Source organism: Mesorhizobium sp. P171375 (assembly GCF_057786075.1).
Genome location: NZ_JBYNWF010000001.1, coordinates 6,719,773 through 6,746,450 on the forward strand (window position 1 = coordinate 6,719,773; position 26,678 = coordinate 6,746,450).

The 26,678-nt window shown below is 63.5% G+C and carries 26 protein-coding genes and 1 pseudogene; 17 read left to right on the forward strand and 10 right to left on the reverse strand.

What is annotated here, in order from left to right:
- The first annotated feature begins 85 nt into the window (after positions 1-85).
- The 5 genes from ACYHH6_RS32765 to ACYHH6_RS32785 all read left to right on the forward strand — a co-directional run bounded on the left by ACYHH6_RS32765 (position 86) and on the right by ACYHH6_RS32785 (position 4,427).
- Positions 86-973, forward strand: a complete 888-nt coding sequence (locus ACYHH6_RS32765) for a sugar phosphate isomerase/epimerase family protein (protein WP_352585618.1) — start codon at positions 86-88, stop codon at positions 971-973.
- A 56-nt stretch (positions 974-1,029) separates the two neighbouring features.
- Complete coding sequence (locus ACYHH6_RS32770) at positions 1,030-2,199, forward strand: mandelate racemase/muconate lactonizing enzyme family protein (RefSeq protein WP_352585616.1); 1,170 nt, start codon at positions 1,030-1,032, stop codon at positions 2,197-2,199.
- 2 nt (positions 2,200-2,201) lie between these two features.
- Entirely contained in the window at positions 2,202-2,918 is a 717-nt protein-coding gene (locus ACYHH6_RS32775; protein ID WP_192259232.1) for a FadR/GntR family transcriptional regulator, read from the forward strand.
- An 88-nt stretch (positions 2,919-3,006) separates the two neighbouring features.
- Positions 3,007-3,984 (forward strand): NAD(P)-dependent oxidoreductase, encoded by a 978-nt coding sequence (locus ACYHH6_RS32780; protein ID WP_352585615.1) that lies wholly within the window; start codon positions 3,007-3,009, stop codon positions 3,982-3,984.
- Positions 3,985-4,037: 53 nt separating this feature from the next.
- Positions 4,038-4,427 carry a hypothetical protein gene (locus tag ACYHH6_RS32785; RefSeq protein WP_352585613.1) on the forward strand — a complete coding sequence of 130 codons (390 nt, stop codon included), beginning with the start codon at positions 4,038-4,040 and terminating at the stop codon, positions 4,425-4,427.
- Between the two features lie 13 nt (positions 4,428-4,440).
- Here the strand turns inward: ACYHH6_RS32785 and ACYHH6_RS32790 are convergent, their stop codons facing one another.
- A complete protein-coding gene (locus ACYHH6_RS32790; RefSeq protein WP_352585611.1) occupies positions 4,441-5,733 on the reverse strand; it encodes an amidase in 1,293 nt (430 codons plus the stop codon).
- Positions 5,734-5,864: 131 nt separating this feature from the next.
- On the opposite strand from ACYHH6_RS32790, the gene ACYHH6_RS32795 reads away from it, so the two are divergent.
- On the forward strand, positions 5,865-6,212 hold the full coding sequence (locus tag ACYHH6_RS32795; protein WP_352585609.1) for a GFA family protein: 348 nt from the start codon (positions 5,865-5,867) through the stop codon (positions 6,210-6,212).
- An 84-nt stretch (positions 6,213-6,296) separates the two neighbouring features.
- Here the strand turns inward: ACYHH6_RS32795 and ACYHH6_RS32800 are convergent.
- A pseudogene (locus tag ACYHH6_RS32800) lies at positions 6,297-7,513 on the reverse strand (MFS transporter).
- A gap of 90 nt (positions 7,514-7,603) precedes the next feature.
- On the opposite strand from ACYHH6_RS32800, the gene ACYHH6_RS32805 reads away from it, so the two are divergent.
- Positions 7,604-8,575: an AraC family transcriptional regulator gene (locus ACYHH6_RS32805; RefSeq protein WP_352585608.1), complete on the forward strand. Its 972-nt coding sequence runs from the start codon at positions 7,604-7,606 to the stop codon at positions 8,573-8,575.
- A 133-nt stretch (positions 8,576-8,708) separates the two neighbouring features.
- Positions 8,709-9,140 (forward strand): DUF4437 domain-containing protein, encoded by a 432-nt coding sequence (locus tag ACYHH6_RS32810; RefSeq protein WP_352585606.1) that lies wholly within the window; start codon positions 8,709-8,711, stop codon positions 9,138-9,140.
- A gap of 58 nt (positions 9,141-9,198) precedes the next feature.
- Here ACYHH6_RS32810 and ACYHH6_RS32815 read toward each other — a convergent pair whose 3' ends face one another.
- From ACYHH6_RS32815 to ACYHH6_RS32845, 7 genes are all read right to left on the reverse strand, one after another.
- The gene (locus ACYHH6_RS32815; protein ID WP_352585604.1) at positions 9,199-10,302 is read right to left on the reverse strand and encodes an ABC transporter ATP-binding protein; all 1,104 of its coding nucleotides are present in this window, start codon (positions 10,300-10,302) and stop codon (positions 9,199-9,201) included.
- Entirely contained in the window at positions 10,302-11,405 is a 1,104-nt protein-coding gene (locus tag ACYHH6_RS32820) for an ABC transporter ATP-binding protein (protein ID WP_352585602.1), read from the reverse strand. Before ACYHH6_RS32820 ends, ACYHH6_RS32815 begins: the two co-directional genes overlap by 1 nt.
- A complete protein-coding gene (locus ACYHH6_RS32825; protein WP_352585600.1) occupies positions 11,402-11,638 on the reverse strand; it encodes a hypothetical protein in 237 nt (78 codons plus the stop codon). Before ACYHH6_RS32825 ends, ACYHH6_RS32820 begins: the two co-directional genes overlap by 4 nt.
- On the reverse strand, positions 11,635-12,594 hold the full coding sequence (locus tag ACYHH6_RS32830) for a carbohydrate ABC transporter permease (protein WP_352585598.1): 960 nt from the start codon (positions 12,592-12,594) through the stop codon (positions 11,635-11,637). Before ACYHH6_RS32830 ends, ACYHH6_RS32825 begins: the two co-directional genes overlap by 4 nt.
- Before the next feature lies 1 nt (position 12,595).
- On the reverse strand, positions 12,596-13,501 hold the full coding sequence (locus ACYHH6_RS32835) for a carbohydrate ABC transporter permease (RefSeq protein WP_352585596.1): 906 nt from the start codon (positions 13,499-13,501) through the stop codon (positions 12,596-12,598).
- 68 nt (positions 13,502-13,569) lie between these two features.
- Positions 13,570-14,886 (reverse strand): ABC transporter substrate-binding protein, encoded by a 1,317-nt coding sequence (locus ACYHH6_RS32840; protein WP_352585594.1) that lies wholly within the window; start codon positions 14,884-14,886, stop codon positions 13,570-13,572.
- Between the two features lie 359 nt (positions 14,887-15,245).
- Complete coding sequence (locus tag ACYHH6_RS32845) at positions 15,246-15,929, reverse strand: TetR/AcrR family transcriptional regulator (protein ID WP_352585592.1); 684 nt, start codon at positions 15,927-15,929, stop codon at positions 15,246-15,248.
- Positions 15,930-16,042: 113 nt separating this feature from the next.
- Between ACYHH6_RS32845 and ACYHH6_RS32850 the strand changes: the two genes are divergently transcribed.
- The 3 genes from ACYHH6_RS32850 to ACYHH6_RS32860 are packed head-to-tail and all read left to right on the forward strand — an operon-like array spanning position 16,043 to position 18,524.
- Complete coding sequence (locus tag ACYHH6_RS32850; protein WP_352585590.1) at positions 16,043-17,239, forward strand: Tm-1-like ATP-binding domain-containing protein; 1,197 nt, start codon at positions 16,043-16,045, stop codon at positions 17,237-17,239.
- A 10-nt stretch (positions 17,240-17,249) separates the two neighbouring features.
- Positions 17,250-18,104, forward strand: a complete 855-nt coding sequence (locus ACYHH6_RS32855; RefSeq protein ID WP_352585588.1) for a phosphoenolpyruvate hydrolase family protein — start codon at positions 17,250-17,252, stop codon at positions 18,102-18,104.
- A 3-nt stretch (positions 18,105-18,107) separates the two neighbouring features.
- Positions 18,108-18,524: a cupin domain-containing protein gene (locus ACYHH6_RS32860; protein WP_352585587.1), complete on the forward strand. Its 417-nt coding sequence runs from the start codon at positions 18,108-18,110 to the stop codon at positions 18,522-18,524.
- 616 nt (positions 18,525-19,140) lie between these two features.
- Here the strand turns inward: ACYHH6_RS32860 and ACYHH6_RS32865 are convergent.
- Positions 19,141-20,331 carry a M24 family metallopeptidase gene (locus ACYHH6_RS32865; RefSeq protein ID WP_352585585.1) on the reverse strand — a complete coding sequence of 397 codons (1,191 nt, stop codon included), beginning with the start codon at positions 20,329-20,331 and terminating at the stop codon, positions 19,141-19,143.
- 373 nt (positions 20,332-20,704) lie between these two features.
- Between ACYHH6_RS32865 and ACYHH6_RS32870 the strand changes: the two genes are divergently transcribed.
- The 6 genes from ACYHH6_RS32870 to ACYHH6_RS32895 all read left to right on the forward strand — a co-directional run bounded on the left by ACYHH6_RS32870 (position 20,705) and on the right by ACYHH6_RS32895 (position 26,678).
- Positions 20,705-22,309 carry an ABC transporter substrate-binding protein gene (locus tag ACYHH6_RS32870; RefSeq protein WP_352585583.1) on the forward strand — a complete coding sequence of 535 codons (1,605 nt, stop codon included), beginning with the start codon at positions 20,705-20,707 and terminating at the stop codon, positions 22,307-22,309.
- A 272-nt stretch (positions 22,310-22,581) separates the two neighbouring features.
- Positions 22,582-23,568, forward strand: coding sequence for an ABC transporter permease (locus ACYHH6_RS32875; protein ID WP_352585582.1), 987 nt, complete (start codon positions 22,582-22,584; stop codon positions 23,566-23,568).
- Positions 23,565-24,395: an ABC transporter permease gene (locus tag ACYHH6_RS32880; protein ID WP_352585580.1), complete on the forward strand. Its 831-nt coding sequence runs from the start codon at positions 23,565-23,567 to the stop codon at positions 24,393-24,395. Before ACYHH6_RS32875 ends, ACYHH6_RS32880 begins: the two co-directional genes overlap by 4 nt.
- Positions 24,392-25,390: an ABC transporter ATP-binding protein gene (locus ACYHH6_RS32885; RefSeq protein ID WP_352585578.1), complete on the forward strand. Its 999-nt coding sequence runs from the start codon at positions 24,392-24,394 to the stop codon at positions 25,388-25,390. Before ACYHH6_RS32880 ends, ACYHH6_RS32885 begins: the two co-directional genes overlap by 4 nt.
- A complete protein-coding gene (locus ACYHH6_RS32890) occupies positions 25,387-26,172 on the forward strand; it encodes an ATP-binding cassette domain-containing protein (RefSeq protein ID WP_352585576.1) in 786 nt (261 codons plus the stop codon). The genes ACYHH6_RS32885 and ACYHH6_RS32890 overlap by 4 nt, the downstream gene beginning before the upstream one ends.
- Positions 26,169-26,678: an L-2-amino-thiazoline-4-carboxylic acid hydrolase gene (locus ACYHH6_RS32895; RefSeq protein ID WP_352585575.1), complete on the forward strand. Its 510-nt coding sequence runs from the start codon at positions 26,169-26,171 to the stop codon at positions 26,676-26,678. Before ACYHH6_RS32890 ends, ACYHH6_RS32895 begins: the two co-directional genes overlap by 4 nt.

The window sequence follows — 26,678 nt, forward strand, 5'->3', positions numbered from 1 at the left end:
CGCCTTGGGGAGGAATCATGACGCGCGCTTCAGTGAGGCGCATCGCAGGCGAACTGGCACAGACGAATTCTGGGAAGGATAGACCATGCATCTTTCGACGCACAACTGGATGCGCGCGGAGCCGTTGGAGGTGACGCTGAAGCGCATCAAGAAATTCGGCTACGAGTCGATCGAGATTTCCGGCGAGCCCGAGCAATACAAGACCAAGGAGACCCGCGCGCTGCTGAAAGAACACGGCATACGCTGCTGGGGTGCGGTGACGCTGATGCTTGGCGAACGCAACCTGGCCGCCAGGGACCAGGGTCAGCGCGAACGCTCGGTGCAGTACGTCAAGGACGTGCTGACCATGATCAGCGAGCTCGACGGCGAGATCATCACGCTTGTGCCCGCCACCGTCGGCAAGGTGGTACCAGACGGCACCGAGGAAGAGGAGTGGAAGTGGGTGGTCGACGCCACCCGCGAATGCTTCACCCATGCCAAGAAAGTCGGCGTCAAGATCGCCGTCGAGCCGCTCAACCGCTTCGAGACCTATCTGTTCAACCGCGGCGCGCAGGCCCTCGCCCTGGCCGATGCGGTGAGCCCCGAATGCGGCGTCTGCCTCGACGCCTACCACATCCACATGGAAGAATTTAACGTCTATGACGCCATCCGCCAGGTCGGCAAACGCCTGTTCGATTTCCACGTCGCCGACAACAACCGCTTCGCCGCCGGCCTCGGCCAGATCGACTGGCCACGGATCGTGCAGACGCTGAAGGAAGTCGGCTACGATGGCGCGCTGACCAACGAGTTCGTCGCGCCTGTCGATCGCACGCCGGCCGCGCCCTATCCCGACATGGTCGAGCGCCACCCGGTCGACATCTCGCCGGAGCAGTTGAAGTTCATCCAGGATCACGGCTCCAGCGTGCTGACGGAGAAATTCTACACCGACCAGATGCGCATTACCGCCGAAACGCTATTGCCGCTGATCAAGTAGCCGATCCGATTTGGAATGCGCCCTTCCGCCTGCCGGCGGCGGGGCCGGGGATGACCATGCGCATCAGAAACGTCCAGGCCTGGTGGGTCCGCATACCGATCGAAGCCGCGAAGCAGCATCGCAGCGACTTCGGCCAGGTGACGACCTTCGACGCCGCCATCCTGCGCATCGAGACCGATGACGGGCTGGTCGGCTGGGGCGAAGGCAAGAACGCCGCCGGCAGCGCCGGCAGCTATGGGGCGCTGGTCCACATGCTGAACCATGAGGTCGGGCCGCAGCTGATCGGCCGCGACCCCGCCGACATCGGCGTCATCTGGGAGATGCTTTACAACGGTGTGCGCCACGAGACAGCCGCGCATGCCGGCCACGCCATGCCACAACTGGCGCGGCGCGGCATGAGCGTGGCGGCCATCAGCGCCGTCGACATTGCGCTCTGGGACATTCTCGGCAAGTCGCTCGGACAGCCCGTGTGGCGGCTTATCGGCGGCCGCAAGCTCGACCGCATGCAGGCCTACGCCTCCGGCGGCTGGGCTGCCGCCGACGCGATCGGCGAGCAACTCAAATCCTACATCGCCAAGGGCGGCTTCAAGGCGCTGAAGATGCGCATCGGCGCCATGGACGGCGCCCCGCACATTTCCGCCGCCCGTGTCCGTGCCGCCCGGCAGGCGCTCGGCCCGGATGTCGAACTGATGGTCGATGCCCACGGCACCTATACGGTGGCTGAGGCCAAGCGCTTCATCGGCTTGGCCAGCGATCTCGACCTCGCCTGGTTCGAGGAGCCGGTCATCGCCGACGACAAGCCTGGCATGGCCGAGGTGCGCGCTTCGGGTTCGATCCCGATCGCCACCGGCGAAAGCGAGGCGACACGCTACGCCTTCCGCGATCTCGCCGTGCTGAAATCGGCCGACATCTTCCAGCCCGATCCGGCCTTTTGCGGCGGCATCAGCGAGGCGATGAAGATCGGCACCATCGCCAGCGCCTTCAATCTGCGCTTTGCCCCGCATCTGTGGGCCGGCGCGCCCTGCTTCTTTGCCGGCCTGCATGTCTGCGCTGCTTCGCCGGCTAGCTTCACCGTCGAATATTCGCTCGGCGCTAACCCGATGATCCACGATCTTGTCGAAGAGACTGTCGAAGCAAAAGACGGTATGATAGCGATCCCTGAAAAGCCGGGTCTGGGATTCACCATTTCGGAGCGGTTCCTGGAGGCGCACGCGCAACGCAGTTGACGATGAAAGAAAAGAACCTTCTCGCCGAACTCGCCGCCTATCTGTTCTCCCATTCGGACAAGGAGACCGGCCGCACGCCCTCGGAGCGCGAATTGGCCGAGCATTTCAGCGTCAGCCGCGGCCAGATCCGCGAGGCGCTGGCCATTCTCGAAGCCATGCGCATCGTCGAGCGCCGCGCCAAATCCGGCATCTATGTCGACACCAGGCAGGCCAGCGTGGAAGCCTTGGCCCTTTTCGCCCGCGCGGGCCTGCCGCTCGATCCGGTGCAGATCTACGAGACCGTCGAACTGCGCAAGATCCACGAGATCAAGGCCGCCGAACTCGCCTGCTCGCGCGCCACCGAAGAGAATTTCGAACGCCTGCGCGAAATCCTGAAAGCGTCCGAAGAGCGCATCGCCGCCGGCGAGGGTCTCGCCAAGGAGGACCGTGAATTCCATCTCGAAATCGTGCGGGCGACCAAGAACGGCGTGTTCCACAACATCTGCAGCGTCTACTATCTGATGGGCGAGTTGCGCCTGCCGATCTACTTCAACGACCCCGAGCGCTCGGTGCGCTCGCATGCCGAGCACATCCAGATCTACGAGGCGCTGCTGCGCCGCGACGGCAATCTCGCCCAGGCGCTGATGAGCGCCCATCTGCAAGGCGCGGAAAGCTACTGGAAGGGGATCATCGAGGGCCGGGGCATGGAGCAGAAAAACGCCACGCTCGAAAAGGTCTAGAGCAATTCCGGGAAAAGTGTGAAACGGTTTTCCCGGAAAAAGCGCGCAGCGCTTTCCCTAGGGAATTGCGACTAAGAACGAGAGCTCCATGCCCAGAATCCTGTCGACGCACACGCTGCATCCGCGTGCCTCCGCCATGCTGGTCGGCGCCGGCGAACTCGTCGTCGCCTCCGCGCTTGACGCCGAAACACTGACCGCGGAAGCGAAGAACGCCGACGTCATCATCGTGCGCGCGCCGCTGCCGCCGGCGCTGTTTGAAAACGCAACGAAGCTTCGGGCAGCAGTCCGTCACGGCGCCGGCCTCGACATGGTGCCGATGGAGGCTGCCGCCGCGGCCGGCGTGCTGGTCGCCAATGTGCCGGCGGTCAATGCACGCTCGGTCGCCGAATATGTGATGTTCGCGGCGCTTGCTTTGCTTCGCCGCTTCCGCTCGGTCGACCGCGACCTGCGCGCCAAAGGCTGGAATGCCGGCCGCGACCACGCCAGCCATGCCAGCGAGCTCGCCGGCAAGACGATCGGCATTATCGGCTTCGGCGCCATCGGCCAGGCGGTCGGCCATATCGCCGCGCACGGCTTCGGCCTCAACGTGGTGGCGACGACGCGCAGCATGCAGCCGGCCCCCGACAGGATCGGCTTCCTGTCGATTGACGCGCTGGTCGAACAGAGCGACATCATCGTGTTGTGCTGCCCGCTGACGCCGGAAACGCGCGGTCTGATCAACCGCGAACGCATCGCTCGCATGAAACCGGATGCGCTTTTGATCAACATTTCGCGCGGGCCCGTGATCGACGACGACGCGCTGATCGAGGCCTTGCGCAAGGACCGCATTGGCGGCGCCGCGCTCGACGTCTTTGCCACGCAGCCGCTGCCGGCAAATCACCCCTATTTCGGCTTCGACAATGTCATCGTCACCCCGCATATGGCGGGCATTACCGAGCAGTCGATGATGCGCATGGGTGTGGGTGCTGCCGGCGAGACCTTGCTGGTGCTGGCCAACCGGCTGCCGGTCAATCTGCGCAATCCCGACGTGGTCGAGCACTACCGCAGGCGGTTTCCGGCCGACTGACGGTTCTGCGACCCGCCTCAATTTTCGCGGATTTGGCGACGAGCTTCGCCGACATGGCCCAAAGCGTTACCCGAATTCTTGTTCTGATTGCCGGCATCTGCATGGCAGCTACCGAGGCTCAGGCCGATGGGCAAGGCAGCTACGTGCCTTGCGATAACGGCCTGCGGTGCGTGATGGCGCCCTGCCCTTCCACCAGCGCGCTTGACCTCACCACTGGCAAGGTCGTCAAGGGCGTGTGGGTCGATATTGACGGCCTGCCGCAGCAGGACAAGGCGCTCGACCTTCCGGACAAACTCTATGCCGGCAAGCTCGTTGTCACCGGTACCATCGAGAACCGGCCGCACAGCTTCAACGGCAAGCAGTACAGCCTGCCGACATTGGTCGCGACCGGCATCGACCGCACAGCCAAGGACAGCGAACGCAAGCACTGCTCGTCGCGCTGATACTGGACGCCGGTCAGAACAGCCTTTCGACCTCAGCCGCGATGCGCAGCAAATGATGGTCATGGCAGTTGCGCGCCACCAGCATCAGCCCGGCCGGCAACGTCATGCCGGGCATCGGCAGCGAGATGGCGCAGAGGTCGAACTGGTTGGCGACCTGGGTGTTGCGCAACAGCAGGCCCTCGGCCTTGTTGCGCAGGGCTTCGTCGCTGGCCATGGTGGCGATCGAGGGCGCGACGATCGGCACGGTCGGCAGGGCTAACACATCGATTGACGCCAGGCGTTCGGCCATGACAGCGGCGAGTTCGCGGCGGCGGCGGATGGTCCTGATATAGACCGAGGCAGGAATGGCGAGTGCCCGCGAAAGCGGCCCGCTGACATGCGGGTCCACCGGAACCGATGCTCCGACGGACAGCCAGTCGGCATGAACCTCGGCACCTTCCATCGATGCGATCGAGGCGCGTTTGGTCGCCGTGCGCATCTCGGCAATCAAGTCGTCGATCAACAGCTCGACGACGCGCACGCCGCTTTGCTCCAGCGCGCGCAAGCATCGCTCGAAGCCTGCCGCGACCTCCGGTTCCGTCTCGTCGAACAGCACACCGCGCGGGACGCCAACGCGGAGGCCGGCAAGTGACAGCGGCAGATGCAGCGGCGGGAGTTCGTCCCCTGACATGACGGCGTCGGCGACCGCGCAGGCGGCGACGCTCAGCGCGAGCGGCCCAATCGAATCCAGCGTCGCGGACAGGGGATAGGCGCCGGTCAGCGGCACGCGCCGCGCCGTCGGCTTGAAGCCGACGACGCCGTTCAGCGACGCCGGGATGCGCACCGAGCCGCCAGTATCCGAGCCGATGGCGATGTCGCATGTGCCCTCGGCCACGGAAACGCCGGCGCCCGAGGACGAGCCGCCGGGAATGCGGCTCGCGTCGGCGGCATTGCCGGGTGTGCCATAGTGCTGGTTGTCGCCGATCGCGGTGAAGGCGAATTCGGTCATGTTGGTCTTGCCGATGATGATAGCGCCGGCCTGCCGCAGCCGGCTGACGATTGCCGCGTCCCACAGGGGAGGTGCTGCATTCTTCAGCATCAGCGAACCGGCCGTGGTCGGCTCGCCGGGGACATCGAACAGATCTTTGATCGAGACAATGGTGCCATCGAGCGGCCCGAGGCTCATGCCGACCCGTTTGCGCGCATCGCTGGCATCGGCCGCGGCCCGCGCGGCCTCGGCATAGACCTTGGTGTAGACCCTCTCGTCTGCCGCACGATTGGCAAGACGTGACAGGATGATTTCGAGATGATCGCGGATTGATTGCATGTCGATGTCGGACTCCGCCAGGATGCAACGTCTTTAAAGCAAGCACAGAGAGTTCAAGCGGCCGGTTGGGCCTGCGGAAGGGATAACCCGGCCAGCGTGCCTTTGCACCTGCCAGCGATAGGAAGAGACTGATGCTGTACAAAGGCAGCTGCCACTGCGGCAAGGTGGCGTTCGAATTCAAGGCAGAGCTGACCGGCGCCGTGCGGTGCAATTGTTCGATCTGCTCGCGCAAGGGCGCGCTTCTATGCGCTATCCCGCATGCCAGCCTGACCGTCCTGGCCTGGGGTGATGATCTCGGCACCTACACATTCGGCACTCATGCGATGGCGCATCGCTTCTGCCGCACCTGCGGCATCCATCCCTTTGCCGAGGATGTTCGCGAAGGCAGTGAACGCAGTGCCTATATCAACATCAACTGCGTCGCCGATATCGACCCATCCTCCCTGTCGATCTTTGACTTCGACGGCCGCTCGTTCTGAAACCTATCGATAGCCTCATCACAACAGCAGCCCGAAAACCGCGATGGTCCTCGGGCCGCTGCCAGCGATGGTTTTTGGGCTAGATTACTCAGCGCTTTTCGGGCCGCGCGCGAACACCAGGATCGCCGCCAGCAAGGTCGCAGCGCCGCAATAGGCGAAGGCGCTGGCCACACCGGCATTGTCGACCAGCAGGCCGCCGAAGACAGCGCCCAGCGCAATCGCCACCTGGAAGGTCGACACCATCAGCCCGCCGGCGCTTTCGGCCTGGTCGGGCGCCCGCCCGCACCAGCCAACTCTGCAGCCCGACCGGCACCGCGCCGAAGGCAAAGCCCCAGACGGCGACCGAAGCAGCGGCGATCGTCGGCGAGGCGCCGAAGACAAGCATTGAGGCCGCAGCCAGGGCGATCAGAAGCGGCGCCAGCGCCACGGCTACCTTGAGGCTGCGCTCGGCCACGATGCCGCCGACGATGTTGCCGACGAAGCCGCCAATGCCATAGGCGAGCAGCACCAGCGAGATCGTCTCGATGTGCAGCAGCGGCACCTTCTCAAGGAACGGGCGGACATAGGTGAAGCCGGCGAAGTGGCCGGAAGCGACCAACAGCACGACCAATAGCGCCATCCGGATCGACGGCCGCTCCAGCACTTCGAGCAGGGTGCGAAAGCTCGCCACACCAACCGGCGGCAGCCGCGGAATGGTCGCCAGTTGCACCAGCAGCGCCAGCCCGCCAACGATGGTCGCGATCATGAACGCCGTGCGCCATCCCCAGATGTCGCCGACATAGGCGCCGACCGGCGCGGCGGTGACGGTGGCCAACGAAACGCCGGTCAGGATGATCGACATGGCGCGCGGCATCAGCCGCATCGGCACCAGCCGCAGCGCCATGGCCGCCGACATCGCCCAGAAGCCGCCAAGCGCAACGCCGAGTATGACGCGGGCGATGAGCAGCATGGGCAGCGACGAGGCAAAGGCCGCAAGAAGATTGGAGACGATCAGGAAACTCGACAACATCCACATCACCAGCCGGCGGTCCATCCGCCTGGTGATGATGGCCATGGTGGGCGCGGCGATGGCGCCGACAACAGCCGTCGCCGTTACCGCCTGCCCGGCCACGCCTTCGCTGACGCCGAGATCGGCAGCCATTGGCGTCAACAGGCTGGCGGGCAGGAATTCTGCTGTGACCAAGCCGAACACACCGAGCGCCAGCGAGACCACGGCGCCCCAGACAGGCTCGGTTCGTTCATCGGAGCCCGCGGGGGTTGAGAACTGTGGCGTCGATGACGCCCGTCGCGGGTTCGGTCATGGTCATCTCCGGTCTGTTTGCGGCGCAACATTTGGCTGCACTGCAACATAGGGAGTGACGGTCTGGAGCTTCCATGTTAGAAACACCGAAATGAACTACAATTCGTCCAAAGCCGCTTTACCCGCGTCCGGCGACCCGCTGACCGACATGCTGCGCGGCTTGCGCCTCGACGGCGTCGACTATGGCCGCTGCGTGCTTGGCGAGCCCTGGGCCGTGTCCTTTCCCGCGCAGAAAGCGGCGCGGTTCCATTTCATTGGACAGCAAAGCTGCTGGCTGTTCTCGCCGTCGAAGGAGTGGATCGAACTGTCGGTCGGCGACGCGCTGCTGATCCCGCGCGGCGACGAGCATATTCTGGCCAGCGCGCCAGGCGTGCCGCCCGTTCCGATCGGCCGCTACTCAATCGAGCCGGTATGCGAGAACATCTACGACGTCTCCAACGGCTGCGATGGCTGCAAGACGTTGTTGTTCTGCGGCAGCATGCACTTCAACCTCGACGGCTCGCACCCGCTGCTCGACATGATGCCCAATCTGATGCAGGCGCATAGGCTCATGACCAACGCGCCGGGCATCCAGCATTTGCTTGATGCCATGGCCGGCGAGGTGACGATGGACCGGGTCGGCTCCGGCGGCATTCTGGCGCGTCTTGCCGACGTGCTCGCCGCCACCATCATCCGCTCCTGGGTGGAGAATGGCTGCGGCGATGCCTCCGGCTGGATTGCCGCCGTGCGCAATCCCGATGTCGGCAAGGTGCTCGCCGCCATTCACCTGCAGCCCGACCGCGACTGGACGGTCGAGGCGCTGGCAAGGCTGATGGGCGCTTCGCGCTCCGCCTTCGCCCAGCGCTTTGCCACCGTCGTCGGCGAAACGCCGGCCAAATATGTGCTGCGCGTGCGCATGCACCAGGCCCGGCAATGGCTTACCCGCGACGGTTTGAGAGTGTCGGTGGCGGCGGCGAAACTGGGGTACGATTCGGAGGCTTCCTTCAGCCGCGCCTTCAAGCGGGTGATGGGCGTGGCGCCGAGCCACCTGCGCAATATCGGCGACGGCGACATACACTCCTGAGATTCGGGCACTCCTGAGATTCGGGGACGTCCCGCCAGTCCCTCTGCGGCTGGAGAAATTGCCAAACCTTTTGGACGGCATGTCATTGCACGCGCGACCAACCTCCATAGTCTGGCAGGCGGAGGAACCCACCATGTCCAGTCGCTCTGCGTTTCTAGCGCTCGCCATTCTGTGCATCTTTCCCGCTCGCGCCTTCGCCCTCGAGGACAGCTACCTGCCGGCCGACAAGATCCCCTATGTCGCCGAAGTGCCGGACCAGCCGCATCGCCTAGGCCCATTATGGGGCGAGCGGGCCAAGGGGCCGGCGGGCACCTTGCTGAAAGTTCCCGGCAACTGGCGCGCGCCGGTCCATGCGCACACCGCCGACTACCGCGCGGTGGTCATCAAGGGGCTGTGGGCGCATTGGCAGATGGAGGGCGGCGAAGCGACCAAGGTCGAACTGCCGCCAGGGTCCTACTGGACCCAAAAGGCCAATGAGATGCACGACGACGCCTGCCTGTCGGACACGGAGTGCGTGATCCTGCTGATCAACGACACGCCCTACGAGACCTATTTCCAGAAATAGTAGGGCGCCTGCCGATTTTCGCCACCGGATTGGCGCCGGCTTAAGTCTGCAGGAGAGCCTAGCTGGTGTGCCGCAGGCTTACGCCGCTGCCCTTGTCGAACAGCACGACCTTGTCCGCATTCCACGCGAAGCGCACCGATTGCTCGATCGCCACATCGGTCCTGGCCGGCACGGTGGCGCGTAGCGTCGTGTCGCCGACCCTGAGCGTCAGGATCTTTTCCACGCCATGGTTCTCGACATCATGGACGCGTGCCTCGACCGGCGCGCCGCTCTCCAGATAGACATCCTCCGGACGGATGCCGAAGACGAGCGGGCGCCCTTCGGTCGCCGCGCCCGCTTTCGCCCCTCCAAAACCCTTGGCTCCCCCTGAAAGCGGCAGCTCGAAATTCATCGGCGCCATCACCGCGCGATTATCCACCAGCCGTCCGTCGATGAGGTTCATCGGCGGCGAGCCGACGAAGCTCGCCACATAGGTATCGCGCGGATTGTTGTAGATCTCGTGCGGCGTGCCGGTCTGCACGATGCGGCCGTGGTTCAACACGCCGACCTTGTCGCCCATCGACATCGCCTCGATCTGGTCATGGGTGACGAACAGGAAGGTGGCGCCGAGCTGTATCTGCAGGTTCTTCAGCTCCGTCCGCAGCGCCTCGCGCAGCTTGGCGTCGAGCGCCGACAGCGGCTCGTCCATCAGGAACACACGCGGCTTGCGCACGATGGCGCGGCCGATGGAGACGCGCTGCATCTCGCCGCCCGAAAGGCGATCGGTCTTGCGGTCGAGCAGATGTTCGATCCGCAGTGTCCTGGCGGCGCGGTCGACGCGATCCTTGATCTCGGCATCGGGCAGCCGGCGGATCTTCGGCTTCAGCGGAAATTCGAGGTTCTCCCGCACTGTGTAGCGCGGATACAGCGAATATTGCTGCAGTACGAGCGCCACGTCGCGCTCGGCCGCACCCCAATCGGCGACGTCCACGCCATCGATCAGAACCTGCCCTTCGCTGGGCTTCTCCAGGCCGGCGATCATCCGCAGCGTCGTCGTCTTGCCGGCTCCCGTCTCGCCGAGCAGCACGAAGAACTCGCCATCGGCGATCTCGAGATTGAGCCCGGTCAGCGCGGTGTGGTTGCCGAAGCTCTTGGAAATGTTCTTGAGCTGGATATGCGCCATCAGAGCCTCACCCCAAGCGACTTGCCGCTTGCCGTATCGAAGAAATGCGCCTGCGTCGGATCGATCCTGGCGAAGACCCTTTCGCCGGGGCCACCGACGAAGCCGCTCTTGGTGCGGGCACGCAGCATTTTGGAGCCGACCTTGAGGTCGACAATGTCGAAGGAGCCGAGCGGCTCGACGATCTGCGTTTCGACCGGCAGGAAGCCCTCCGCCGCTTCATGGCGCACCAGCACGCCTTCGGGCCGTATGCCGAGCGCCAGCTGGCCGCCGGCGTGGCCGTTGAGCTTGGACAAAAGCGCGCGCGGGAATTCGAAACCGGCGGCAGCACCACCGACGGTGACCGAGGCCGAGGACGCCGTTTCTGCGACCGACGCATCGGCGACATTCATCACCGGGCTGCCTACGAACTGCGCCACGAACAGATTGGCCGGATGCGAATAGACCTCGTCTGGCGAGCCGACCTGCTGCAGCACGCCCTCATGCATGATGACGATGCGATCGGCGAGGCTCATCGCCTCGATCTGATCATGCGTGACATAGATGGTGGTCGAGCCCTGCTTGATGTGCAGCCGCTTGATCTCGGCCCGCATCTCCTCGCGCAATTTGGCATCGAGCGCTCCGATCGGTTCGTCCATCAGCATCGCCTTCGGGCGCCGCACCAGCGCCCTGCCGATAGCGACGCGCTGCATGTCTCCGCCCGACAGAGCCGACGGCTTCTTGGCCAGGAGGTCAGTGATCTGCAGCGTCTTGGCGACCGAGCGCACTTCTTGGTCGATTTCAGCCTTGCTCTTTCGCGTTGCCCTGAGTGGGAAAGCAACATTCTCGTAGACGCTCATATGCGGATAGAGCGAGAACGACTGGAACACCATGGCGATGTCGCGGTCGGCGGCCTTGAGGTGCTGCACCGGCTTGCCGTCGATCAGGATATCGCCGCCATCGATCGTCTCCAGCCCGGCAATGGCGCGCAACGTCGTCGTCTTGCCGCAGCCTGACTGGCCGAGCAACACGATAAATTCGTTGTCGTCGATTTTGAGGTTGAGGTCCTTGATGACCTGGACGGCGCCGAAGAATTTCTGAACGCCACGAAGCTCGATCTGGGTCAATGCGGTGCTCCCGGATTTCGCGCCGGCTCGTCCGCACCGTGGCCAGTGCCGGCCTTCTCTTCCGGCGCGATCTTCGAGGTGATGTTGAAGCCGATCAGGCCGATCAGGATGATGGTCAGGCCGTATGTGTGCAGCAGCATGTTCCAGGGCTGGCAGAGCGCGACGATGCCGAGCACCATCAGGATCTGCGAGCCGGGTTCGAGATATTTCTGGTTGATGGTGCGAAAGCTCATTTGCGGATCGCTCCGAACGACATGCCGCGCAACAAATGATTGCGGAGCAGGAAGGTGAAGATCGCGACCGGCATCAGGAACAGGAAAGTGCCTGCCGCAATCACCGTCCAGTCCGGCAAGCCGGCGCCGACCTGGCTGGGGATGAAGGGCGGTGCGGTCTGGGCGCGGCGGTTGGTCATGATCAGCGCGAAGGCATATTCGTTCCACGCGGTGATGAAGCAGAACACCGCGGTGGCGGCGATGCCGGTGGCAGCCTCGGGCAACACGATCTTGAAGAAGGCTTCCATGCGGGTGTAGCCGTCGACGAGGGCTGCTTCCTCATACTCCTTCGGGATCTCGTCCATGAAGCCTTTCATCAGCCAGACCGAGAAGGACAGGTTGAAGGCGGTGTAGAGGATGATCAGCCCGACATGGGAATCGTTGAGGCCAACTGCCCGGTACATCAGGAACATTGGAATGGCGACGACGACCGGCGGCAGCATGCGCGTCGACAGGATGAAGAAGAGCAGGTCCGCCTCCCCCTTAACCCTGAAGCGCGAGAAGCCGTAGGCGGTGAAGGTGCCCATACCGACCGCCAGCACCGTCGACGTGATGGCGATGATCAGCGAGTTCATGAAGCGGTTCGGATAGCCCGACCACTGCACCTGGCCCTTGCCGTCACGTACGATCTTTTCGCCGCCGTCGAAGACGACCCGCTCCCACCACGGGGCGGCTGCGTATTCTTCGGGCGTCGGTGGCGTGCGCAGCTGCGAGCGCTTGGTGAACAGCTTGACGAAGGGCGATATCTCCGGCTGGAAGACCACGGTCGGCGGGATCGTGGTGGCGAGATTGCGCGGCTTGAATGCCGTCGAGGCGATCCAGTAGATCGGCGCCAGGAAGATGATCGTCACCACCAGCACAACGACGATTGCGGCGCGGTTGAAGGCGACTTCGGAAGAAGTGCGGACGGCAGCCATCTCAGCGCTCCTTCACTTTGTTCAGATACTTGACGTAGATGTTGGTGATTGCCAGCACCATGATCAGCACGATGTAGGCCATCGCGCAGGAGCGCCCGGTCTGCCATTCCTGGAAGGCCATCTTGTAGAGCCGGATCGAGATCAGCTCGGCCGTCGGCTGGCTGGTCAGGATGTAGGCGAGGTCGAAGGTCTTGAACGCTTCCATGGTGCGGAAGATGACCGCTATCATCAGGATCGGCGCCACCAGCGGCAGGGTGATGCGGAAGAAGGTGTAGAACGGTCCGGCGCGGTCGATCGCGGCGGCCTCGTAGAGATGCTTCGGCACCGCCGAAAGGCCGGCCAGCGACAACAGCATCACGAAGGGCGACCACATCCAGATGTCGGTCAGCGCTACGGCGTAGAGCGCCATCTTGGGGTCTGCCAGCCACTCGAAATTGCCGAGCCCGAGCGCATAGTTGATGACGCCCCACGATGGGTCGTAGAGCAGCTTCCAGAACAGGCCGACAACGGCCATCGACAGCATCATCGGCAGCAGCAGGAGCGTGGTGATCAGGCCCTTGAGCGGGATATCCCGGTTGAGCAGCATCGCCACGCCGAAGCCGACCAGCAGCTGGCCGGTGACCGAGACAATGACGTATTTGGCCGTGATGGCGAAATTCGACCAGACATAGGGATCGTTGAGCAGGTCGCGATAATTCTGCAGCCCGACGAAATTTGCCGGCGCATTGGTCGAGGCGCGGAAATCGGTGAAGGAATAACCCAGCGAATAGATCAGCGGGAAAATGTTGAAGACGATCAGGAACAGGATCGTCGGAATGATGAAGAGATTGCGGATCGAAATGTCGCTGAGGCCGCGTGCGGCGGCTCGCGAGGACCTGTCCAGCGTTGTGATCATCGTGGTCGCCAAGACCCTGCTCCCGGTTCTGAAAAAGAAAACGGAGGAGGCACCAATCGCCCCCTCCGTAAAGAAGTCGATTACTGCCCGCGGCCGTATTTCTTGAAGGTCGCGTTCCAGTCGGCGGCAAGCGCGTCCAGCGTCTCCTTGGCGGTGCCGGGACCACCGATCACATAGGGATAGATGCGCTGGTTGAGCTGCTGCAGCAGTTCGGCATATTCGGGCACCGCCCAGAAGTCCTTCACCTTGAACATGGTCTCATAGAAGGCCTTGTTGTAGGGCGTGGCGTTCTGGAATTCGTCCGACTTGAGGACGGCAGCGCTGCAGGTGTAGCCGCCGAGTGCCGCCCACTTCCTCTGGGTCTCGTCCTTGATGAACCATTCAAGGAACTTCACCGCCTCGTCCTGCTTCTGCGAGTAGGAGACGATGGAGATACCCTGGCCGCCGAGCGCTGCGAACTGCTCGCCGCCGGGGCCGGGAGGATTGGCGAAGAAGCCGGTATTCTTGGCGTTCGGGTTCGACGCCTCGTTGATCAGCGAGGGGAAGAACGCGAAGTAGTTCATGCTCATCGCGGCCAGGTTTTCAGTGATCGCCTGGTTGTCCTCGACGAAGAACGACTTGGCCCAGCCCGGAGGGGTGAACTTGTAGAGTTCCTTGTAGGCGTCGAGCGCCGCGATCGCCTTGTCGGAGTTGATGAAACCATCGACCTTGTAGGTCGAATAGTCACCCAGTTCCCCGCCATACGAGAACAGCGCGTTTTCGAAGCCCATCGCCATAGCGTCATAGGAATTGTCGGTATAGATGGCGATGCCGTATTTCTTCTGATCCGGCCGGTAGAAGAATTCGGCGATGTCGCGCAGCGCCTTGAAATCCTTCGGCACGTCGAGATCGTAGCCGTACTTGGCCTTGAACGCTTCCTTTTCCTTGGGGTCCTCGAACCAATCCTTGCGATAGGACCAGCCGACCGCGTCGCCTTCGAGCGGGATCGCCCAGTACTTGCTGCTGCCACCCGGATATTCGGCGTAGTATTTCACCGTCGCCGGCGCCATCACTTCGCCAACCTTGTGCTTGTTGAAGAAGTCGGTCAGGTCGACATAGTGGCCGCCGGTCGAGCCGGCGCCGAGCCATTGCGAGTCGCCGACGACCATATCGTAGGCATCGCCATGGGCGTTGAACTCGGTGAAGGCCTTGGTCTGGAAGTCGGACCATGGCGTGGTTTCCACCGTGATCTTGACCCCGGTTTCCTTCTCGTACTCGTTGCCGAGTTCCTGCAGGTAATTGGCCGGATCCCATTCCGCCCAGAAGATGGTGAGCGATTTATCCTGCGCGTAAACAGACGTTCCGCAGGCAAGCACTAAGCCGATACCAGCAAGCAGGCTGGTCATTGTCTTGCGCATAATGTTTCCTCCCTTGTGCGCATTCTACCGTATCATGCGAGCCGGCAACGGGGCCGGCCCTGGTAGTTCCTCCCGAGATCGCACCTTTCCGGTTCTAAGCCTCCGCGCTTTGCCGGAAAATGGACCGCAGCTCTCACTTTCGATCCGCTTTTTCTGTCCTGATCTGGTATTACCAATTTTGGATAGCCGTCAAGCTCTTTCTTGGACCACAGCCGGAGCTTGCATAACCGGATTTCTCATGTATCTGACTGTTTTCCCTTAATTTTCCTACTCCTTGATATAGGAAAGCCTTGTTTTGGTACCCACATCCAGGTTAACATCGGTAGTGGCCGCTCAAATCTGGTCGAACCAGATTGGCGCTATTTCACCGCTGCCGCCGGCCGCGCCGTATCCGCTTCTGTCATCGATTCCGCCATCGCGGCGCGCACCAAGGCGCCCGCCGCCCATTGCGCGACCGACCGCATGCCGCGGCTGTCGAGCCCCCATATGTCCTTCAGCACAATCAGCACCTCGACGCCGAACATCATCGACAGCGCCTGCGCCAGGCGCTTGAATTCGCGCGGCGGCAGCTGCCCCTTGAGCGGCGCAATTGCATCCTTCAGCAGCTGGACGCGATGACCGCGTGTGAACTGCGGCTCGCCCCCCAGCGTGCCCGCCTGGCGCTGCGCCCACTGGTCGAGCGACAGTTTCAGCGCTGCCTTGAAGGTCGCCTCGAAAGCCTCGATGCGCGGCATGGCCGTGTCGAACAATTCGGCGACGCGGCGTTCCGGATCTTTCGAAGCCGATTGCCAGGTCAGGATCGGCCCGAGTCCCTCGTCGACCACGGCATGCACCAGGGCTGCCTGGCTCGGGAAATAGCGATAAGCGGTTGCGCGCGAGACTTCAGCCGCCTCCGCGACTTCGCTGACCGAGGGCGTGACGCCCGCCTGCATCAGCCGCGTCGCCGTCTCCAGCATCAGCCGCCTCGTGCGGGCACGCGGGCCGCGTTCGGCAGCATCTTTGGCGTCGTCGCCTGCTGCAGCTTGTTGACGTGAGACATCCATATCAATACGATACGCGCGTCTCAAAAAATTGCAATGGCCTTCGTTCAACGAAGGGCCGGGCAAGTGAGCGGCGGGCGGCTCAACGCGGGGTCAGCCGGCGACGGGAGAACGCGATGAAACGCATCTATGTGGTGGGCACAGCCGACACCAAGGGCGAAGAACTTGCCTTCCTGGCCGATACGATTGCCGCCACCGGCAGTTCGGTAGCCCGCGTCGACATCGGCACGCGCGACGCCACCGTGCCGGTCAATATTCCAGCCAGCGAGGTCGCCGCGCATCACCCGGGCGGAGCTAGCGCCGTGCTCGGCATCGACGACCGAGGTACCGCGGTGGCAGGAATGGGCGCCGCCTTCACCAGGTTCATCCTGTCGCGCGACGACATATCCGGCGTGATCGGCATTGGCGGTGGCGGCGGCACTTCGATCGTCACATCGGGCATGCGCGCACTGCCGCTGGGCGTCCCAAAGATCATGGTCTCGACGCTCGCCTCCGGCGACACAGCGCCCTATGTCGACGTCTCCGACATCATCATGATGCCCTCGGTGACCGATATGGCGGGACTGAACCGGCTCTCCCGCACGGTGTTGCACAATGCGGCGCAGGCCATAGCGGGCATGGCGTCGAAACCCGCGCCGGCTGCAACCGGCAAACCAGCGCTCGGGCTGACCATGTTCGGCGTCACTACCCCTTGCGTGACGGCCATCGCCGACCAGCTCCGGGCAAACTACGACTGCATGGTCTTCCACGCCACCGGCACCGGTGGCCGCTCGATGGAGAAGCTCGCCGACAGTGGCCTGCTCGCCGGCGTCATCGACATCACCACGACGGAGGTCTGCGACCTGCTGTTCGGCGGCGTGTTGCCGGCGACGGAAGATCGCTTCGGCGCCGTTGCTCGCACCAAGCTCCCCTATGTCGGTTCTGTCGGCGCGCTCGACATGGTCAATTTCTGGGCGCCACCGACCATTCCCGGGAAATATCGCGGCCGGCTGTTTTACGAGCACAATCCCAACGTCACGCTGATGCGCACGACAGCCGACGAATGCCGCAGCATCGGCGAATGGATCGGCGAGAAGCTGAGCCGTTGCGAGGGACCGGTGCATTTCCTGATCCCGGAAAAAGGTGTATCGGCGCTCGACATTGAGGGCGGCGCCTTCTTCGATCCGCAAGCTGACGCCATCCTGTTCGACGCCATCGAGCGAACCGTCCAGCCGAATGCCACGCGCCGCGTCACGCGGCTGCCGCTGCACATCAACGATCCACAATTTGCCAAGGCCGCAACCGCGGCCTTCCTCGACATCGCCAGACAGTGAGAGCCCAGACATGGCCGCCATACCGCGCAAGGACATACTGAAGAAGTTCAAGGCGATGATCGCCGACGGCGTGCCGATCGTCGGCGGCGGCGCCGGCACCGGCCTGTCGGCCAAGGCCGAGGAGGCCGGCGGCATCGACCTGATCATCATTTACAATTCCGGCCGCTACCGCATGGCCGGGCGCGGCTCGGCCGCCGGCCTGCTCGCCTATGGCAATGCCAACGAGATCGTCAAGGAAATGGCTTATGAGGTGCTGCCGGTGGTCAAGAAGACGCCGGTGCTGGCCGGCGTCAACGGCACCGATCCCTTCGTCATCATGCCGCTGCTTCTCACCGAGCTGAAGACGATGGGCTTTTCCGGCGTGCAGAATTTCCCCACCATCGGCCTGTTCGATGGCAGCATGCGGCAGAGTTTTGAGGAGACTGGCATGGGCTTCGGCCTCGAGGTCGACATGATCGCCGAGGCGCACAAGCTCGACCTGTTGACCACGCCCTATGTCTTCAACCCGGACGAGGCTCGCGCCATGGCACGAGCCGGCGCCGATATCATCGTCGCTCATATGGGCGTGACGACTGGTGGCTCGATTGGCGCGACGTCGGCCAAGTCGCTCGACGACTGCGTTGTCCAGATCGACGCCATCGCCAACGCCGCCCGTTCGGTGCGCAAGGACGTCATCCTGCTTTGCCATGGCGGACCGATCTCGATGCCGGACGACGCCCGCTACATTCTCGATCGCTGCAAGGACCTGCACGGCTTCTATGGCGCAAGCTCGATGGAACGGCTGCCGGCCGAAGCCGCGATCGCCAGGCAGACGGCGGATTTCAAAGCCGTCACGCTGCACGACCAGAAGAAAAAGAAGGGATGAGAGATGACCGACAAGAGCAAGGTGTTTGTCTACCCGAAGGACGTCAACGCCTTCGGCTTCGACTGGGGCAAGCTGGCGCTGACGGTCGCTCCGGAAGTGAATGGCGCGATGCGCTTTTCCGGCGGCGTCGTCGACCTGCCCTCAGGCAAGGGCCACACCCGCCACAATCATCCCGGCGCCGAAGAGATCATCTTCGTCATTTCGGGCAATGGCGAGCAGATGGTCGAGGACGAGAACGGCAACCCGGTGGTGGCGAAAGTCGGGCCCGGCTGCACCATCTATGTGCCGGAAAGCCGGTTTCATTCGACGCTGAATACGGGTGACGGACCGATGCAGCTCTTCGTCGTTTACTCGCCGGCCGGGCCGGAGCTGGTGCTGCGGGAGCTGCCGGATTTCAGGCTGATTCCGGCGGGCGCATAGATTTTTCAGATCGTGGAAATCTGCACATAAACGCCTTCGAATAACCGGCTTCGAGGCAGAGCATAGGCTATCCGATAGCCAATTTCCTGCTCAGAAAGGGCATATTCTTGGGCCGGTACTTCGTGATAATTCCGTTAGTGGCCGCGCTATCAACCTGGATCGGATGGGAGCACTATAAGGTTGCTTCTTACACGAAAGCATTACCCGATAGGATAAAGACATATCGCGTCAACACACAAGGAAGCGATGCGGTAGTCCTTCTCCGGAAGGCATGTGGCGGAGTAATTTTCGACCTGACCGATGAGACACTTTCCGCAATTGGGCAACAGGGGTTGTCGTTTTTCCAAAATGCCCGTCAGGGTCGGGGCTATCCAGCCACAGATCGGAACGCATACTACTACAGCTATGCCGAATGGCAGGACACGCCTGTGCCACAAGGCTGGGTCGGTCCAGAGGGCTTTTTCTCACTATCTTTGCAGTGCATGAACAACTCACGCGAAACGGACAAAGTCATATCCGAAGCGCTAAAGTTGCCTGGCTCGTATTTTACGACGAAGCGGTCAGGTGAGCTCGTGGTTATTCCGAGCCTGAAAATGGCAATCCTGGCGTACTATAATTAAGCCACCCCACCCCTGTTCCATCCCCGAGCCCTATCCCCAAACATCACATACCCCGTCTCCGTCACGGCCAGCGTATCCTCCAGCTTGATGAACCCCCGCGTCGGGTGGAGCATCGTCGTCTCCACCGACAGCACCATGTTCGTCTCCAGCGGCTTGGCCGCATAGGTGCCTTCATAGGTCACGGGGTGGTTGGTCATCAGGAACGGCGCTTCATGCGTGATCAGCCCCATGCCGTGGGCGAAGAAATCCGTATAGGGCGCAACCTTGGAGGCCTTCAGCACTCCCTCGGCATGCGAAATCATGTCGCCGCCAATGGTGCCTGCCTTGACCTTGGAGAAGGCCGCCTGCTGCACCGTCTCGACCTCGGCCAACAGATCTTCCAGTTCGGCATCGGGTTCACCGAGAATACCCATGCGGCAGAGATCGCCAATATAGCCACGGTAATTGCCGCCGGAATCGATCGACAGCACCTCGCCCTTCTTCCACGCCTGCGGCGACGCCGCCCGATTGTGGCTGGAGCCGAGCGTCAGCAGGCAATATTCGAAATGCGCGCCGCGATTGGTTTCCTCGCGCCGCAGATGCTCGATAATATCGGCCTTGGTGATGCCTTCGCGCGCCCATTGGATGGTCGCCAGCATGGAATCGGTGATCAGCTCGGAAGCGATGCGCAGCTTTTCCAGCTCGGCATCGGTCTTGATGGCGCGCATGCGCTCCAGCATGTCGGTCGCATCGATCAGCTTGGCGTCCGGCAACGCCTTGCGGATCAGCGCATAGGCGTCCGATGGCAGGAAGGCCGGCTCGATGCCGATGCGCGCGCCCGCCTTGCCGATCTTGCTGGTATGCTCCACCGCAAGATTGGCGGCGTCGAGCGTGCCCCAGCAGGCGGCATGCAGCGTCGGCGTCCAGAACGGGTTGTTCTGGTGTTCCGCACCCTCCATACGGTTGCCGATATAGGCGGCATGCTCCGGCCCGCCCTTTTCGTAGACGACAACGGGCAGATAGCGGCTGTGGCCGATCGCATCCATGGCGGCAAAGAAGATGAACTTGTAGCCGCCGAGCAGATATTGCGTGTTGTGCTTGGACGTCGCCAGCAGCAGATCAATGCCGGCTTCTTCCATCAGCCGGTCGACCCGTGCCTGGTCGAACGGGATATTGCTGACGGCATTCTTGCCCGGGGCGATGTTCATCTTTCTCTCCCTGATTGCTTGGGATCGTCAGTCGCGCTGCGCCCGATCCCTTGGCTGTCGATCAAATCTGCACCATTTTGCTCAGTCTGGTCCAGCCAGAAACAAGGAAATGGCGTCACCGCGCCAGTCAGCAAATCGTCATTCGTCGGCTACTCAGCCAATCTGGTCCTACCAGAATGATTGGATGGAGCCACTGCTTCTAACTGGTCCAGCGGACGAAAATTTCAAAGCCAAGCAAGGATGCGCCAAATCCGTCTCTGGCGAAACCCCGCACAAGGCCCATAATCGGCGCTACAAGGAGGCTGGCGGATCCGCTGGTATCCGAGGGGGATTGGTGCACCCGGCAGGGTCGCGGAGAGGACGGAGTTCGATCATGTCAGATATTTCTAGACGCGCGCTGCTTTCGGGGTCGGCCTTGCTGCTGGCCTCCACCGCCATGCCGACATTGGGCTGGGCGCAGACACCGAAGAAGGGCGGCCGCCTCGTGCTCGCCGCCGATTCCGAGCCGCGCAATCTCAATCCGGCGATCGTCGCCTCCAACGGCGTTTTCTTCATCTCCAGCAAGATCGTCGAGACGCTGGCCGAAGCTTCGTTTGACGGCAAGGATGGGCTCGAGCCGCGCCTTGCTCTCTCCTGGGAAGGCGCCGCCGATGGGCTGTCGGTGACCTTCAAGCTACGCGAGGGCGTCAAATGGCATGACGGCAAGCCGTTCACCTCGGCCGACGTCGCCTTCTCGGCGCTGCAGATCTGGAAGCCGCTGCAAAATCTCGGCCGCACCGTGTTCAAGGATCTGGCCAGCGTCGATACCCCGGACGACTTCACCGCCGTATTCAAATTCGCCAAGCCGACGCCATTCCAGCTCATCCGCAACGCCTTGCCGGCGCTGTCGAGCGTGGTGCCAAAGCATGTCTATGAGGTCGGCAAGATCGAGGAGAACCCGGCCAACAATGCGCCCATCGGCACCGGCCCGTTCAAGTTCGGCGAGTACAAGGCCGGCCAGTATTACAAGCTGACCAGGAATGCCGACTACTGGGGCAAGGACGAGCCCTATCTCGACGAGATTATCTATCAGGTGCTGCCTGACCGCACTTCGGCGGCGGCCGCGCTCGAGGCCCAGGAGATCCAGCTCGCCGCCTTCTCCGCCGTGCCGCTGGCCGACCTCGACCGCATCTCCAAGGTGCCGCGGCTGAAGGTGATTTCCAAGGGTTATGAGGGGTTGACCTACCAGCTCGTCGTCGAGATCAACCATCGCCGCAAGGAACTGGCCGACGTGAAGGTGCGCCAGGCCATCGCGCATGCCATCGACAAGGATTTCGTCGTCAAGACGGTGTTCCTCGGCTATGCCGCGACCGCCACCGGCCCGGTGCCGAAGAATGACCCGCAATTCTACACCGCCGACGTGCCGACCTATCCGTTCGACGTCGCCAAGGCCAACGCCTTGCTCGACGAGGCCGGCTACGCCAAAGCCGATGATGGCAAGCGCTTTGCTCTCAAACTCCTGCCGGCGCCCTATTTCAACGAGACCAAACAATTCGGCGACTATCTGCGCCAGGCGCTGGCTGCCATCGGCATCGACGCCGAGATCGTCAACAACGATGCGCCCGCGCACATCAAGGCGGTCTACACCGACCACGCCTTCGACCTCGCCGTCGGCCCGCCAGTGTTCCGCGGCGACCCGGCGATCTCGACCACCATCCTGGTGCAGAGCGGCATTCCGGGCGGCGTGCCTTTCTCCAACCAGGGCGGCTACAAGAACGATGCGCTCGATGCGCTGATCGCCAAGGCATCGGAAACGCTCGACACCGCAGCGCGCACCGATCTGTACAAGGAATTCCAGAAGGAGGTGGCCGCCGACCTGCCGCTGATCAACGTTGCGGAGTGGAGTTTTATCAGCGTCGCGCGCGACACGGTGGGGAATATCGCCAACAATCCGCGCTGGGCGGTTTCGAACTGGGCGGACACGTATCTGGCGGGCTAGCGCGATCCGCACGCGATGCTTGCGCATCATTTGAGCGAGTGCTCATCATCAAGGATGAGAGTTCCTTCGCGCCCCCCTCTGTCCTGCCGGACATCTCCCCCACGAGGGGGGAGATTGGCAGTTTCTGCCGCCCGCTCAGTCCTGCAACGTTGGAGATTGGCGAAGGCAGCGATGACAGCTGATCTCCCCCCTTGCGGGGGAGATGTCCGGCAGGACAGAGGGGGGCGCCGTAGAGCGCAACTTCAAATGCTTGCGGGCGGCGCCATTTCGCCATGACCCGCGCCCTCACCCTCATTCGCCGCCGTCTCGTCGGCAGCATCTTCGTGCTGCTGATCGTCATCATCGGCACCTTCCTTTTGCTCGAAGCCGCCCCCGGTGACGCCGTCGACGCGTATATCGTCTCGACCGGTGGCGATGCCGGCATGATCGAATTGCTGCGTCATCGCTGGGGCCTCGATCAGTCGGAACTGACACGGCTCGCCAACTATCTCTGGGCGCTGCTGCATCTCGACCTCGGCCAGTCAGTCACCTTCTCGCGACCGATCCGCGAAGTCATCCTCGAGCGCCTGCCGACGACATTCCTTCTGATGGTCAGCGCCACCGCGCTCTCCTTCGGCTTGGGCTCGGCGCTCGGCATCTATGCCGGTGCCAGACCCGGCAGTTTTCGCGACCGCTTCCTGTCCATCGGCTCGCTGGCGCTCTATGCCGTGCCTGGGTTCTGGCTCGGCCTGGTGCTGATCGTCGTCTTCGCCGTCGATTTGCGCTGGCTGCCGATCGGTGGCATCGAGAGCCTGGCCTCCGACAAGACCGGCTTCGCCCGCACCGCCGACATCGTCGTCCATCTCGTACTGCCGGTTTCCGCGCTCGGCTTCATCTATCTCGCGCTGTATCTGCGCATGATGCGGGCCGGCATGGCCGAGGCCTGGCGGCAGGATTTTGTCCTCGCCGCCCGCGCCAGGGGGCTGTCGCGCCGCCGCATCGTGTTGGCCCACGTCGCCCGCAATGCGCTCTTGCCGCTGGTCACCATGCTCGGCCTGCAATCGGCGCAGATGCTGGGCGGCAGCGTGGTCATCGAGAGTGTCTTTGCCGTGCCCGGGCTCGGCCGGCTGGCGCAGGAAGCGGTGGCCTCGCGCGACACACCGCTGCTGCTCGGCATTATCCTCACCAGCGCCGTCCTGGTCATCGCCATCAACCTTGCCGTCGACATCGCCTACGCCTTTCTCGACCCGCGCGTCGGCGCCAGCGAGGCCGGCGCGTGAGCCCGCTCAACCGGCTCCTGCGCCGGCCGGAAGCGGTCGCCGGCGCGATCATTCTGGCGGTGCTTTTCGCCATGGCGCTGTCTGCCTCGCTGCTTTTCCCCGGCGACCCTCAAGCCATCGCCGGTCCGGCCCTGCTGCCGCCGTTTCAGGACTGGTCGCTGCCGCTCGGCACCGACAGGCTCGGCCGCGACGTGCTGGCAGAACTGTTTCACGGCGCCCGCACCTCGCTGGCGGTCGGCCTGGCCGCGGCAGCGGCGGCGCTCATCATCGGTGCGGTCATCGGCACGCTAGCCGGCTTTGTCGGCGGCCTCGTCGACGAGGTGCTGATGCGCATCACCGATGCTTTTCAGACCGTGCCTAGCTTTCTCCTGGCGCTGGCCTTCGTCAGCGTCGTTGGCCCGTCGCTCGGCATTGTCGTCACGGCCATCGCGCTTGGCGCCTGGACCGGACCGGCGCGTGTGGCGCGCGCCGAGGTACTGTCGATCCGCGAGCGCGACTATGTCGCCGGCGCCCGCGTCATCGGCATGCATCCGATGGCGATCGCTTTCCGTGAAGTGCTGCCGAACGCTCTGCCGCCGGTGCTGGCGCTGTCCTCGGTGATCGTCGCCGCCGCGATCCTCACCGAAGCAGCACTTTCCTTCCTCGGCCTCGGCGACCCCAATCGCGTCACCTGGGGCGGCATGATCGCCGAGGGCCGCACCGTTCTGCGCACCGCGCCCTTCCTGTCGATCGTTCCAGGTATCGCGCTCGTGCTGACCGTGCTCGGTATCTATCTCGCCGGCGAAGGCGTGGTCGAGACGACGGCGGTGAGGAGGAGCCTTTCGTGACCGCGCTGGCTGAGATCCGCGACCTGTCGGTGCGCTATCGACGTGATGGTAGCGAGGTGACGGCGCTGAAAGGCGTCGGCCTTGATATCGTTGCCGGCGAGCGGCTGGCGATCATCGGCGAGAGCGGTTCGGGCAAGAGCACGCTGGCGCTGGCGATTGCCGGGTTGCTGCCGGGTTCAGCCAAGGTTGAGGGGCGTATCAGGTGGCAATTTCAGGCGCCGCGATCCTTCCCACCCCCCTCTGTCCTGCCGGACATCTCCCCTGCAAGGGGGGAGATCAACAGCTTTGCCGACGGCCTCCCTTCTGCAACGTTCGTGATTGGTGAAAGCGGAGATGAGAGAGCAATCTCCCCCCTTGCGGGGGAGATGTCCGGCAGGACAGAGGGGGGTGTGACGGAACGCCGAACATCCGCGATTGGCGGACCCCGACAGCCCCTCCCTGGTCGCGACATTGGCTTCGTCTTCCAGGACCCTTCCGCCAGCCTCGACCCGGTGATGGCGGTCGGCAAGCAAATCGCCGAAGTCGCCCACACCCATCTCGGCCTTGACTGGCCACAAGCTTACGCCAGGGCAAAGCACCTGCTCGGACGCGTCCGCTTGCCCGACCCGGCCTCCGCCATACGCGCCTTTCCTCATCAGCTCTCCGGCGGCCAGAAGCAGCGCGTAGCGATCGCCGCGGCCATTGCCGCCGGACCCAAACTGCTGATCGCCGACGAGGCGACCAGCGCGCTCGACACCATCGTGCAAGCCGAGATCGTCGCGCTGATCCGGCAACTGGTCATCGAGGATGGCATGACGTTGTTGTTCATCAGCCACGACATCGCGCTGGCCGCCGAGCTTGCCGAACGCATCGCCGTGTTCCGGCACGGCGAGGTGATCGAGATCGGCTCGACGGAGCAGATCGTCAATGCCCCGCGCCAGGACTATACGCGCGCGCTGCTCGACGCCCATCTTGGCCTCGACGCCTCGCCGCTGCTGCGACGGACGCCGGCATGAGTCTGCTCGCCGTCTCCGATCTGACCAAGCGCTATCGCCGCGGCGGCAAGGCCATTGCCGCCGTCGACGGCGTCTCCTTCACCGTCGAACCCGGCGAGACGCTGGCGCTGGCCGGCCCCTCCGGCAGCGGCAAGTCGACAATCGGGCGGCTGGTGCTCAGACTGATCGAACCGGATGCCGGAAACATACAATTCGAAGGCGATGACTTCCTTACCTTGAACGACGCTGCCCTGCGCGCCCGGCGAGCCGACCTGCAAATGGTGTTTCAGGATCCGCTCGCCGCCTTCAACCCGCGCGCCACGGTGGCGCGCGTGCTTGACGATCCCTTGCGCATCCATGCCATCGCCTCTCGAGCCGAACGGCCTGCCCGGATCGCTGCCTTGCTCGAGCGTGTTGGGCTGACGGCCGATCTTGCTCCACGCGCCATCCATGAAATCTCCGGCGGCCAGCGTCAGCGCGTGGCGATTGCCCGTGCCATCGCAACGAACCCGTCGCTGATCGTGCTCGACGAGGCGGTGTCGGCGCTCGATGTTTCGGTGCGCGGCCAGATCCTCGAGCTGCTGCTCGACCTGCAGGCCAGGGAACGGATCGCCTATCTCTTCATTTCGCATGATCTCGGCGTGGTGCGGGCCATCGCCCACCGCATCGTCCTTCTCGACGCCGGGCGGATCGCCGAGAGCGGCGACGCCCGCGCCGTTATCGACGCGCCGCAATCGGCCATCGGCAAGGCGCTGGTGGCGGCGGCACCAAGATTGAACAGACGCAGCAGGCAGGTACCATGACAGACGCCGAAGCCAGAGCCGAAAAACTCTCGCGAGAACTCGATTCCGCCTTCCGCAACCGGGCCGATCTCTACCGCCTGTTTCTCGACGAGCTGACCGGCGAACTGGGCGCGGAAAGAGCCGAAGCGATCATGATCCGCACCATCGAACAGCGCGGCAAGGAGGTGGCGGCAGCAGCCTTTGCCCGCTTCGGGCCCAACGACGCAGCGGCCATCGGCGAAGCGTTCCTGGCCGTCAGCCCGGATGGCGGCCTGATGTATCCGACCGATGTCGAGCGCGGACCTGACCATATCGCCTTCAAGGTAAAACGCTGCCCACTGAAGGAGGCCTGGATCGAGGCCGGTGTCGGCGATGAAAAGCTCGCCACGCTCTGCCGCATCGCCGGCGCCTTCGACCGCGGCCTTTTCGAGGCGACGGGCGTGCGCTTCGACAATGTCACCTGGACGCCGGGCCACGGCTCAGGCTGCTGCCACATCGCGCTGACCAACCGGGATGCTGCCGGATAG